This window comes from Rubrivivax gelatinosus, assembly GCF_004340905.1.
Classification (GTDB): Bacteria; Pseudomonadota; Gammaproteobacteria; order Burkholderiales; family Burkholderiaceae_C; genus Rubrivivax; species Rubrivivax gelatinosus.
This window is the reverse complement of the sequence record NZ_SLXD01000011.1, coordinates 20,949-32,735: the sequence shown is the minus strand read 5'-3', so window position 1 is coordinate 32,735 and position 11,787 is coordinate 20,949. Positions and strand designations below refer to the sequence as shown.

Below are 11,787 nucleotides of genomic sequence, written 5' to 3'. Positions count from 1 at the left end.
GTCAGGCCCGGTTGTCAGTGGGGCTGTCACACGTCATTGACTTAGGGCAAAACTGAATTCAGGGTGCCCGCCTACCGTGCGAGTCCGAATCGCGAGGAGCCGTTTCCATGCGTGTGCTGTTCATCCACCCCAACTATCACTCCGGCGGTGCCGAGATCGCCGGCAACTGGCCTCCCGCGTGGGTGGCGTACCTGACCGGCTACCTCAAGGCGGGCGGCTACACGGACGTCATCTTCGTCGACGCGATGACCAACGACCTGAGCGAAGACCAGGTCCGCGAGAAGATCACCGCGCTCAAGCCCGACATCGTCGGCTGCACCGCGATCACGCCGGCGATCTACAAGGCCGAGCGCACGCTGCAGATCGTCAAGGAGATCAACCCCGACATCGTCACGGTGCTGGGCGGCATCCACGGCACCTTCATGTATCCGCAGGTGCTCAAGGAAGCGCCGTGGATCGACGCCATCGTGCGCGGCGAAGGCGAGCAGGTCATGCTGAACCTGGTGACCGCCGTCGACCAGGGCCGCTTCATGGCCGACCGCAACTGCGTCAACGGCATCGCCTACGCGACGCCCGACGGCAAGGTGGTCGCCACGCCGGCCGAGCCCCCGATCGAGGACCTGGACCGCATCACGCCGGACTGGGGCATCCTCGAGTGGGACAAGTACATCTACATCCCGATGAACAAGCGCGTCGCGATCCCGAACTTCGCGCGCGGCTGCCCGTTCACCTGCTCGTTCTGCAGCCAGTGGAAGTTCTGGCGCGACTACCGCATCCGTGACCCGAAGAAGGTGGTCGACGAGATCGAGGTCCTGGTCAAGCAGCACGACGTCGGCTTCTTCATCCTCGCCGACGAGGAACCGACGATCCACCGCAAGAAGTTCATCGAGTTCTGCGAAGAGCTGATCAAGCGCGACCTCGGCGTGCTGTGGGGCATCAACACCCGCGTCACCGACATCCTGCGCGACGAGAAGCTGCTGCCGCTGTTCCGCAAGGCCGGCCTGATCCACGTCTCGCTGGGCACCGAGGCCGCCGCGCAGCTCAAGCTCGACATGTTCAACAAGGAGACCACGATCGAGCAGAACAAGCGCGCGATCCAGCTCCTGAAGGACAACGGCATCGTCACCGAAGCCCAGTTCATCGTCGGCCTCGAGAACGAGACCGCCGAGACGCTGGAAGAGACCTACCGGATGGCGCGCGACTGGAACCCGGACATGGCCAACTGGGCGATGTACACGCCCTGGCCGTTCTCCGACCTGTTCCAGGAGCTGGGCGACAAGGTCGAGGTCTTCGACTTCGAGAAGTACAACTTCGTGACCCCGATCATGAAGCCCGACGCGATGGACCGCGGCGAGCTGCTCGACCGGGTGATGAACAACTACCGCCGGTTCTTCATGAACAAGGCGTTCCTGCAGTACCCGTTCACGAAGGACAAGCTGCGCCGCAAGTACCTGATGGGCTGCCTGAAGGCATTCCTGAAGAGCGGCTTCGAGCGCAAGTTCTACGACCTGGGCCGCGTCGGCTACTGGGGCCCGCAGTCCAAGAAGGCGGTCAACTTCAGCTTCGACAAGGAGCGCCGCATCGACGCCCAGACCGCCGACGAGCTCTCGCGCGTCGACGACGGCTGGGTCACGATGCACGGGCCGAAGATCGAGATGCGCCGCCGCAAGGGCGACGACAACTTCGAGATCGCCAAGGCCGCGATGGCCTGCGGCGGCGGCACCGAGCAGCTGACCGAAGAGCAGCAGGCCGCCACGGAGGTGCGCGCGTCGTGAACGTCGCCGGCCGCATCGGTCCGAACGCCATCATCCGCGTCGCGGAGGTGCTGCCCTCGCGGGTCGGCACCGACCTGACGCGGCGGCTGTTCGACCGCGCCGGCCTGGTGAACTACCTGACCGCCCCGCCCGAGTCCATGGTGGACGAGGCGGAGGTGCGCCGCCTGCACGGCGTGCTGCGCGAGTCGCTGGGCCCGGCGGCGGCACGCGAGATCGCGCACGCCGCCGGCGTGCGCACCGCCGACTACCTGCTCGCGCGGCGCATCCCCAAGCCGGTGCAGGCGCTGCTGAAGATCCTGCCCGCGCCGCTGGCCGCGCGTGTGCTGCTCACCGCGATCGGCCGCAATTCCTGGACCTTCGCCGGCAGCGGCCACTTCAGCTACGTCGTCGGCCGCCCCTGCGTGCTGACGATCCGCGACAACCCGCTGTGCCGCGGCTGGCAGGCCGACGAGCCCGCCTGCGACTTCTACACCGGCACCTTCGAGCGCCTCTTCACGGTGCTCGTGCACCGCAATGCGCAGGTGCACGAAAGCGCCTGCGAGGCCTGCGGCGCCCCCGCGTGCCGCTTCGAGATCACCTGGTAGACGGCGCGCGGCCCTCGCGCGGCGAAAAGCGCGCCAAGGTGTCACGGGACACGGCCTAGAATCTGCAAGACCCCTTGATGGGGGACGTCCGGCCGTCTACACGACGGCCGCCGCCATTTCCGCCATCCCCCGGCGCACGTGATGACCTTGACCGCCCTGACCGCCCTCTCGCCGCTCGACGGCCGTTACGCCGCCAAACTCGCCGCCCTGCGCCCGCTGCTGAGCGAATTCGGCCTGATGCACCGCCGCGTGCAGGTCGAAGTCGAGTGGTTCATCGCGCTGTCGGACGCCGGTTTCGCCGAATTCAAGCCGCTGTCCGAAGCCGCACGCGGCCTGCTGCGCAGCCTGGCGCTGCGTTTCAGCGAGGCCGACGCCCAGGCGATCAAGGACATCGAGCGCACGACCAACCACGACGTCAAGGCGGTCGAGTACTGGATCAAGTCGCGCATCGAACACGAGCCCGAACTGAAGTCGGCGGGCGAGTTCGTGCACTTCGGCTGCACCAGCGAGGACATCAACAACACCAGCCATGCGCTGATGCTGAAGGCCGCGCGTGACACCGTGCTGCTGCCGGCGATCGACGCGCTGATCGAACGCCTGCGCAAGATGGCGCACGGCTTCGCCGCGGTGCCGATGCTCAGCCGCACCCACGGCCAGACCGCCAGCCCGACGACCGTCGGCAAGGAGATCGCCAACGTCGTCGCGCGGCTGACGCGTGCCCGCGAGGTGATCGCCGCGGTGCCGATGCGCGCCAAGATGAACGGCGCGGTGGGCAACTACAACGCCCACATCGCCGCCTGGCCGACCTTCGACTGGGAGGCTTTCAGCCGCCAGGTCGTCGAGCAGCGCCTGGGCCTGGTGTTCAACCCGTTCACGATCCAGATCGAACCGCACGACTACATGGCCGAGCTGTTCGACGCCGTGGCGCGCTGCGACACCATCCTCATCGACTTCGCGCGCGACGTCTGGGGCTACATCTCGCTGGGCTACTTCAAGCAGAAGACCAAGGCGGGCGAGATCGGCTCGAGCACGATGCCGCACAAGGTCAACCCGATCGACTTCGAGAACGCCGAAGGCAACTACGGGCTGGCCAACGCGCTCTTGACGCACCTGTCGCAGAAGCTGCCGATCAGCCGCTGGCAGCGTGACCTGACCGACAGCACGGTGCTGCGCAACATGGGCGTGGCGCTGGGCTACGCGGTGCTGGGCCACGACAGCCTGCTGCGCGGCCTGGACAAGCTCGAGCTCAACGAAGCCGCGCTCGCCGCCGACCTGGACAGCGCCTGGGAAGTGCTGGCCGAAGCCGTGCAGACGGTGATGCGCCGCCACGGCCTGCCCAACCCCTACGAGCAGCTCAAGGAGCTGACACGCGGCCGCGCCGTCACCCGCGAGACCTTCCACGCCTTCATCGACGGCCTGGACGCGCTGCCCGCAGGCGAACGCGAACGGCTCAAGGCGATGACGCCGGGCAACTACATCGGCCGGGCGGTGCAGCTGGCGCACAAGGCATGAGCCCTTTCATCGACAGGCTGGCCGACGCGACGGCGCGCCAGGCGTCGATGCTGTGCGTCGGGCTCGACCCCGAGCCGGCGCGTTTCCCCGGCGCCTGGAAAGGCGACGCGGCGCGCATCCACGACTTCTGCGCCGCCATCGTCGACGCCACGCACGACCTGGTCTGCGCCTTCAAGCCGCAGATCGCCTACTTCGCCGCGCACCGCGCCGAGGACCAGCTCGAACGCCTAGTCGCCCACATCCGCCGCGTCGCCCCGGGCGTGCCGGTGATCCTGGACGCCAAACGCGGCGACATCGGCTCGACCGCCGAGCAGTACGCACGCGAGGCCTTCGAGCGTTACGACGCCGACGCGGTGACGCTGTCGCCGTACATGGGCTTCGACTCGATCGAGCCCTATCTGCGCTGGGACGGCCGCGGCCTGATCCTGCTGTGCCGCACCTCCAACCCCGGCGGCAGCGACCTGCAGAACCAGCGGCTCGACGGCGGCGAACGCCTGTACGAACGCGTCGCGCGCCTGGCGGCGGGGCCCTGGAACCGCGACCGCCGCCTGGGCCTCGTCGTCGGCGCCACCTTCCCCGAGGAGATCGCGCGCGTGCGGGCGATCGCGCCGACGGTGCCGCTGCTGATCCCCGGCGTCGGCGCGCAGGGCGGCGACGCGGCGGCGACGGTGCGTGCCGGCTGGCGGCCCGACGGGCCGATCATCGTCAACTCGTCGCGTGCCGTGCTGTACGCGAGCGCGGGCGAGGACTTCGCCGCCGCGGCTCGGCGGGTGGCCGAGAGCACCCGCGAGCTGCTGCAGCGCGAACGCGGCTCGTAGCCCCCAGGTCCCGCCTTGGTCCCGAGCCCGCCCGACGACCACGCGCCGCGCACGCCGCGGCGCGGTCCGGCCGGTGGCCCGGGCACGACGCGGGGCTTGCCCGGCCCGGGCGCCACGCACGCGCTGACGGCCGCGGGGCTCGGGGTGGCCGTGGCCGCGGGCGCCACGCTGGCGGCACCCCTGCCGATCGCGCCGGCATTGCGCCTGCCGCTGGCCGCGGCGCTGGCGCTGGCGGCGTTGCTGGCGGCCGCCGGCGTCTGGCTGGCGCGCCAGGCCCGGCACCAGGCCCAGGCGATGGCGGCGCGCGAACGCCGCGCACACACGCTGCTCGCGCTGGCCGCCGACGCCTGCTGGGAACTCGACGCCGAACACCGCCTCGTCGCCATCCGCCGCCACAACGGCGACGAGCCGGCGCCGGCCGACAGCCTGGGGCGCCCGCCCTGGGAGCTGCCGCCCTTCGGCTGCGACGACGAGACGCTGGACCTGCTGCGCGCCGACCTGGACGCCCGCTCCCCGTTCCGCGACCGGCTGGTGCACTGGCTGGGCCGCGAGGGCCGGCCGCGGTCGCTGCTGATCAGCGGCGAGCCCCGGCGCGACGAACGCGGCAGCTTCGTCGGCTTCTGGGGTGTCGCCCGCGACGTCAGCGCCGAGATGGCGGCACGGCGGGCGCTCGCCGCCACCGAGACCCGCTACGAGGAGCTGTTCGCCCGCATCCCGACACCGCTGGTGCTGCACCGGCGCGGGCGTGTGCTCGACGCCAACCCGGCGGCGCTGGTGCTGCTGGGCTGCGACGCGCTGGAGACGCTGGCCGGCCATGACCTGCTGGGCGCCTACGAGGCCGGCGAGTCGCGCGAACGCGAACGCCGGCGTTTCGACGAACTCGAGGACGCCGAGGTCGGCCACGCGCTGGCGATCGCCGACTTCCGGCTGCAGCCGCGCGGCGGCGAACGCCTGTCGGTGCGTGCGATCTCGGTGCGCATCGAGGCCGAAGGCGGCCCCGCGACGCTGTCGATCTATGCCGACGACACCGACCGCCTGGCCGCCGAACAGACGCTGCGCCGCTCGGAGGCGGTGCTGGGGCACCTGTTCGCCAGCAGCCCCGAGCTGATCACGCTGACCGATCTGGCGACCGGGCGTTTCACGATGGCCAACGACACCTTCGTGCGCGCCACCGGCTTCGCCGCCGCCGACGTCGCCGGCCGCACCGCGATCGAACTCGGGCTGTGGCTGCACGACGAGCAGCGGCGCCAGTTCGCCGACCAGATGCAGCGCGCCGGCACCGCCACCGACATGCCGGCCGAGTTCCGTGCACGCGACGGCCGCGTGCTGTCGGTGCTGGTCTCGGGCACGCGTTTCAGCGTCGAAGGCCACGACTATCTCGTCGTCAACGCGCGCGACGTCACGGAGGCCGAACGCAGCCGGCGCGAGCGCGAGGCGATCCTGGAGAACGCGTCGATCGGCATCGCCGTCACGCGCGCCGGCCGCTTCATGCTCGCCAACCGGCGCTTCGAGCAGATGTTCGGCTGGCCGCCGGGCGGCCTGGTCGAACGGCCCGCGGCGGCGGTCTGGCCGGGCAACGACGAGATCGTCGAGATCGCACGCGGCACGCTGCCCGCGCTGGCGCGCGGCGAGCCGTTCGAGCTCGAAAGCCACGCCCAGCGCCGCGATGGCAGCAGCTTCCTCGCGCGCGTCGTCGTCAAGGCCGTGGACCCGGTGGACCCGGCACGCGGCGGCGCGGTGTGGATCGTCGAGGACGTCACCGAACGCCGCGAGTTCGAGCGCCGGCTGGCCGCCGCACGCGACGCCGCCGAGGCCGCCAACCGCGCCAAGAGCGCCTTCCTGGCCAACACCAACCACGAGCTGCGCAACCCGCTCAACGGGATGATCAACCTCGCCAAGCTGGCGCGCGACCCGAAGCTCGACGAGAACCTGCGCCGCCAGTACCTGGACCACATCGCCGAGAGCGCGCAGTCGCTGGCGGCGATCGTCTCGGACATCCTGGACGTCTCCAAGATCGAGGCCGGCAGGATGGAGCTGGCCAGCGAGCCCTTCGACCTCGTCGAGCTGCTGCGCGGCGCGCAGCGTGTCTACGCGACGATGGCCGCGGCGCGCGGCCTGACGCTGGAGTTCGACATCGGCCCGGGGCTGGACGGCACCGTCGTCGGCGACCCGCTGCGCGTGCGCCAGATCGTCACCAACTTCCTCGGCAACGCGCTGAAGTTCACCGCCGACGGCGGCGTGCGTGTCGTCGCGCGGCGTGCGCCCGGCGGCCGCGTGCGGCTGGAGGTGCACGACAGCGGCCCCGGCATCGACCCGGCGACGCAGGCGCGGCTGTTCCGCCCCTTCACCCAGGCCGACGAGTCGACGACACGGCGTTTCGGCGGCACCGGCCTCGGGCTGTCGATCTGCCGCGAGCTGGCGACGCTGATGGGCGGCGAGGTCGGCGTCGACAGCCATCCGGGCAGCGGCAGCGTCTTCTGGGCCGTGCTGCCGCTGCCGCGCAGCCTGGCGCCGGCGGCGTCGACACCGGCGGCCGTCGCCGCCGCGGCCCCGGCCTCGGCTGCCGCGGCGCCGCGTGAACTGGCCGGTGCGCGCGTGCTGATGGCCGAGGACAACCCGGTCAACATGATGATCGCCGTCGCGCTGCTGGAGCGCTGGGGGCTGGAAGTCGAGCAGGCGGTCGACGGCCGCCAGGCCGTCGAGGCGGTGGAGCGTGCCGCCGCCAGCGGCCGGCCCTTCGACGCCGTGCTGATGGACGTGCAGATGCCGGTGATGAGCGGCTACGAGGCGACGCGCACGCTGCGCTACCGCGAGGCCGGCCGGCGCCTGCCGATCATCGCCCTGACCGCCGCGGCGCTGGTCAGCGAACGCGAGGCCGCGATCGCCGCCGGCATGGACGACTTCCTGACCAAGCCGATCGACGCCGACAAGCTGCGCGAGACGCTCGTGCGGTGGTTGAGGACGGCGGCCTGAGGCGTCAGCCCTCGCGCGTGGAATCACGCTCGGGCCTGGGTCCGGCCGAGCATGGCCTTCCGGCCTGGCCCGTCCGGACTCAGTCCAGCGTCACCTCGGTGCGCACCGTGCCGGCGCGGTCGGCGCAGGCCACCAGCCCGATCGCCGCGCCGCGCGGCCCCTGGACGACCCACTCGACGACGGCGCGGTCGGCGGTGATCTCGCGCTGCGGCAGGAAGGCCTGCAGCGACTGGCGCGGCGCGTGGCCTTCCAGGTGCGGCCCTTCGACGCGCTCGCGGCCCGAGATCAGCGTGCACTCGGGCGGCAGGTGGATCTGGAACACCGTGCCGCGCACCGTCTTGCGTTCGATCGCACGCTTGCTGATGTTCGACGGCAGGTAGCCGGCGTTGCCGACGGCCAGGCGCACGCGCCAGGTGTCCGGGCCCAGCGCGCGCACCTCGGCGCGCAGCAGCTCCAGCTTGGGCAGCGACAGCGCCAGCTGCGTCAGCCAGGCCGGGAAACGCGCCGCCTCGCGCTCGCGCAGCGCCGGCGGCGGGTTGCGCCAGTAGTTCATGCGGTCCCAGCCGCCGAGCTCGACCATGCCCAGCTGCGGGTGGCGGAACGGGTACCAGTCGACGTGCGCCTGGCCGCCGCACTGCTCGTCGCTCCACTTCAGGAGCTTCAGGTCGTCCTCGGCCGGGTGGTCGCGGTACCACTCGATCCACTTGTAGTCGGTGATGCCGGCTTCCTTGTTCGGGGCCCAGATCTCGACCGTCCAGAACAGCGCGCCGAGGTGCTCGTAGACCCAGTCCTGGGTGCCGGTGATGACTTCCTTGGGGTGGTACTTGAAGTCGTGGAAGGTGCTGATCGCCGGGTAGCCGGTGAGCCTGGCGCCGAGGTCCGACAGGCGCTTGTAGATCCACAGGTCCTCGGGCGTCATGTCGTCGTCGGACTGGGTGCCCATCGGCCGCAGGATGACGCCGCTGTGGGTGTGGAAGCTGACCGCGGCGCCGACGTTGGGGTGGCGCACGAGGAAGTCGACCATCGCGCGCACCTCGGGCTCGCTGGCCGGGTAGGGGCCGGCGCCGATCTGCTCGAACTCCTGGCGCCAGTAGGCGGGGAAGTTGCGGTTCAGGTCCAGGCCCTCGACGTCGCGGTTGGCGCTGATGCGCACGCCGTCGAAATGCTTGAGCGTGCCTTCGGGGATCAGCCGGTAGTACTCGCCGCCGAACTCGCCGGGCTCGCGCGCGACCATCAGCCGCGGCTCGTCGGCGTGTTTCTTCCACGGGCCGTGCGGGTCGGGCACACGCATGTAGAGGATGCGGCCGTCGCCGTCGACGTCTTCCACGGTCAGGCCGTCGACCGGCTCCTCGGCATACGGGTAGGGCCGCGTCGACGAGCGGATGTGGCGCGGCCGGTCGGCCAGCGCCAGTTCGGCGCCGTCGGGGTTGAGCCGCGGGCAGAGGTAGACGGTGCGTGTGTCCAGCAGCTGGCGGACCTTGGCGTCGCCGGCCTCATAGCCGGTGACGAGCTGGTGCAGCCAGTACAGGCAGGCGGTGCTGGCGGTGAGTTCGGCGGCGTGGATGTTGCCGTCGACCCAGAACGCGGGTTTGTCGACGTCGGCGCCGGTGTCGGGGTTGGTCAGCACCACGAGCCAGATGTCGCGGCCCTCGTGGCTCTTGCCGATGGACTCCAGCCGCAGCAGCCCGGGGCAGGCGGCGGCGTAGTCGGCCAGCAGGCGCGAAAGCTCGGCGTGGCGGTAGAAGACGTCGAAACGGGGAACGGGAATGGCGGCCATGGTGTCGTCGCGGCGAAAGACCGCGGCGATTGTGGCCCGCACAGGGCGCGCGCGGGGATCAGCTGCGGCGCTGCAGCCGGCACTCGCCGTCGACGAAGACACGCAGTTCGCCGGGCGCGAACGCCGACCAGGGCTCGCCGGCGGTCAGCGGCTCGGTGGCGACGATGGCGACACGGTCGCCGGGCTGGGTGAGCGCGGCGAAGTCGACGGTCAGGTCCTCGTCGGCCAGCGTGGCGGCGCCGAAGGGGTGGCGGCGCTCCAGCGAGTGCAGCTTGGTCGAGCCGTGCGCCCAGAGCGCCTGGCCGTTGGACAGCAGCAGGTTGAACGTGCCGTGGCGCGCCGGCTGCGGCAGCAGCTCGGCCAGCGTGCAGCTCAGCTCGTCGATGCTCGGCAGGTCGGCATGCGCCTTGTCCAGCTCCTGCATCAGCCAGCAGAAGGCGCGTTCGCTGTCGGTGTCGCCCACCGGGCGGAAGGCACCGTGCAGCCGCGGCGCGAAGTCCTTCAGGTCGCCGTTGTGCGCACACACCCAGTAGCGGCCCCAGAGCTCGCGCACGAAGGGGTGGGTGTTCTCCAGCGCGACACGGCCCTGCGTCGCCTTGCGGATGTGGGCGACGACGTTGAGGCTCTTGATCGGGTAGCGCTTGACCAGCTCGGCCACCGGGCTCGAACGCGCGCCGTGGTGGTCGATGAAGTGGCGCAGCCCGCGCTCCTCGAAGAAGCCGATGCCGAAGCCGTCCTTGTGCTCGTCGGCGCGGCAGGCGAGACCGGCGAAGCTGAACATCACGTCGGTCGGCGTGTTGGCGTTCATGCCCAGCAACTGGCACATCGTGGCTACTCGAACATCAGTTTGGTGAGGCCGCTCCAGCTGAGCAGGCGGCCGGGATTCTGGCGCTCCTCGAGCACCGCGCTCATGCGCCGCAGGATGCGCGGGCTGCGGCGTGCACGCCAGACGACGAGGTCGGCCAGCCAGGGCCGGTGGTTGACCTGCCCGGCCTTCTCGTAGAGCGCGAAACGCGGCTTCAGGCCGGCCAGCGCGGCTTCGTGGCGGGCACGCACGGCGGCGTCGTCGCCGCCTTCGACCAGCGCGGCGGCTGCCAGCAGGCCGGTCTCCAGCGCCTTGCCGATGCCTTCGCCGGAGAAGGCGTAGGTGCTGCCGGCCGCCTCGCCGGTGACCAGCAGCCCGGGGCGCGACCAGCGCGCGCCGCCCAGCGAGCAGCGCAGCGGCGCGCCCTTCCAGTCGCCGCGCAGCTCGCCACGTTCCAGCAGCTCGGCGGCCGGCGCGTGCACCGAGGCGAAGGCTTCGAGCATCTGGCGCAGGTTGACGTCGCGCATCGAGGCGCGGCCACCGGCTTCGGTCGCGTGGCTGCCGGTCAGCCCGGCGCCGACGTTGAAGACGCCGCCCGGGCCGGGAAAGATCCAGCCATAGCCGCCCGACAGCCGCGGGTGCCAGACGATCTGCAGCTCGCGCAGCGTGCGCGCCAGGTCCGGGTGGTGAACGTAGCCGCGCAGCGCGACGCCGCTGGGCGCACGGCGTTCGCAGACGCCGGCGGCGACCAGCGGCGGCACCGAAGCGCCGGTGGCCAGCACGACCCAGGGCGCGGCGACCTCGTGTTCACCTTCGGAGCCCCTCAGGCGGGCACCGACGATGCGTTCGCCGTCGAGCAGCGGCGCGACGAAACGCCAGGGCGCGGCGAAACGTGCGCCGGCCTCGCGCGCGGCGCGGCAGACGATGTCGTCGAGCTCGCGCCGCGGCAGCACGGCCAGCGTGCCGGGCACGTCGACGTGGCCGCCGCGCGGCGCGACGCAGCGCACGTGCGCGGCGCGCAAGGCGCGGTCCATGACCTCGTCGTGCACGCCCAGCACACGCAGCGCGGCGTGGGCGTCGGGGATCAGGCCGTCGCCGCAGACCTTGTCGCGCGGGAACTCGTGCTGGTCGACGAGCAGCACGTCGCGCCCGGCCCGGGCGAGCGTGCGTGCGCAGGCGCTGCCGGCCGGGCCGGCGCCGACGACGAGCACTTCGCAGGCAGCCGGAAGCACGGAGGGCGACACGCGAGCCATTGTAGGGAGCGCCACCGCGGCGGATCGCGGCTTGACGGACCAGCTCGACCGCCGGCTCGAAGAGCACCACCAGGGCCTGTCGCGCGCCGAACACGCGCACGAGATGCGCGACGACCACGACGAGCTGCGGCAGCGCGAGGACGAGCGCGACGTCGACATGGCGCTGTCCGACCTGGAGCTGCGCGAACTCGGCGAGGTCAGCACCGCGCTGCGCCGGCTGAAGGCCGAACCCTGGGCGCAACGCTGCGTGGCCTGCGAGAGCCGGCGCGAACGCCAGCCCTCGCGCTAGC

Annotated in this window: 9 protein-coding genes; 6 read left to right on the top strand and 3 right to left on the bottom strand. The window is 71.5% G+C overall.

Features of this window, described 5'->3' with window-relative positions; translation table 11 throughout:
- Positions 1-107: 107 nt before the first annotated feature.
- From bchE to EV684_RS16795, 5 genes are all read left to right on the top strand, one after another.
- Positions 108-1,775, top strand: a complete 1,668-nt coding sequence (gene bchE, locus EV684_RS16815; protein ID WP_132648452.1) for a magnesium-protoporphyrin IX monomethyl ester anaerobic oxidative cyclase — start codon at positions 108-110, stop codon at positions 1,773-1,775.
- On the top strand, positions 1,772-2,359 hold the full coding sequence (gene bchJ / locus EV684_RS16810) for a bacteriochlorophyll 4-vinyl reductase (protein ID WP_132648451.1): 588 nt from the start codon (positions 1,772-1,774) through the stop codon (positions 2,357-2,359). Before bchE ends, bchJ begins: the two co-directional genes overlap by 4 nt.
- Positions 2,360-2,500: 141 nt before the next feature.
- On the top strand, positions 2,501-3,871 hold the full coding sequence (gene purB, locus EV684_RS16805) for an adenylosuccinate lyase (protein ID WP_132648450.1): 1,371 nt from the start codon (positions 2,501-2,503) through the stop codon (positions 3,869-3,871).
- Positions 3,868-4,689 carry an orotidine-5'-phosphate decarboxylase gene (gene pyrF, locus EV684_RS16800; protein ID WP_132648449.1) on the top strand — a complete coding sequence of 274 codons (822 nt, stop codon included), beginning with the start codon at positions 3,868-3,870 and terminating at the stop codon, positions 4,687-4,689. Before purB ends, pyrF begins: the two co-directional genes overlap by 4 nt.
- A gap of 15 nt (positions 4,690-4,704) precedes the next feature.
- Positions 4,705-7,662 (top strand): PAS domain-containing hybrid sensor histidine kinase/response regulator, encoded by a 2,958-nt coding sequence (locus tag EV684_RS16795; RefSeq protein ID WP_132648448.1) that lies wholly within the window; start codon positions 4,705-4,707, stop codon positions 7,660-7,662.
- A 79-nt stretch (positions 7,663-7,741) separates the two neighbouring features.
- Here EV684_RS16795 and EV684_RS16790 read toward each other — a convergent pair whose 3' ends face one another.
- From EV684_RS16790 to EV684_RS16780, 3 genes are read right to left on the bottom strand one after another with little or no spacing between them, the layout of a single operon-like run.
- Positions 7,742-9,439, bottom strand: coding sequence for a M14 family metallopeptidase (locus EV684_RS16790; RefSeq protein ID WP_132648447.1), 1,698 nt, complete (start codon positions 9,437-9,439; stop codon positions 7,742-7,744).
- A gap of 58 nt (positions 9,440-9,497) precedes the next feature.
- Positions 9,498-10,265, bottom strand: a complete 768-nt coding sequence (locus tag EV684_RS16785) for a class II glutamine amidotransferase (RefSeq protein WP_132648446.1) — start codon at positions 10,263-10,265, stop codon at positions 9,498-9,500.
- Positions 10,266-10,270: 5 nt separating this feature from the next.
- Positions 10,271-11,497, bottom strand: a complete 1,227-nt coding sequence (locus tag EV684_RS16780) for an NAD(P)/FAD-dependent oxidoreductase (RefSeq protein WP_165908519.1) — start codon at positions 11,495-11,497, stop codon at positions 10,271-10,273.
- Positions 11,498-11,528: 31 nt separating this feature from the next.
- Here EV684_RS16780 and EV684_RS16775 point away from each other — a divergent pair, with 31 nt between their 5' ends.
- Positions 11,529-11,786: a molecular chaperone DnaK gene (locus tag EV684_RS16775; RefSeq protein ID WP_132648444.1), complete on the top strand. Its 258-nt coding sequence runs from the start codon at positions 11,529-11,531 to the stop codon at positions 11,784-11,786.
- Position 11,787 lies beyond the last annotated feature (1 nt).

Coding starts and splice junctions, on each gene's coding strand:
- EV684_RS16790 (WP_132648447.1), bottom strand. CDS start 9,439: ATGGCCGCCATTCCCGTTCCCCGTTTCGACGTCTTCTACCGCCACGCC.
- EV684_RS16780 (WP_165908519.1), bottom strand. CDS start 11,497: ATGGCTCGCGTGTCGCCCTCCGTGCTTCCGGCTGCCTGCGAAGTGCTC.
- EV684_RS16785 (WP_132648446.1), bottom strand. CDS start 10,265: ATGTGCCAGTTGCTGGGCATGAACGCCAACACGCCGACCGACGTGATG.
- purB (WP_132648450.1), top strand. CDS start 2,501: ATGACCTTGACCGCCCTGACCGCCCTCTCGCCGCTCGACGGCCGTTAC.
- pyrF (WP_132648449.1), top strand. CDS start 3,868: ATGAGCCCTTTCATCGACAGGCTGGCCGACGCGACGGCGCGCCAGGCG.
- bchE (WP_132648452.1), top strand. CDS start 108: ATGCGTGTGCTGTTCATCCACCCCAACTATCACTCCGGCGGTGCCGAG.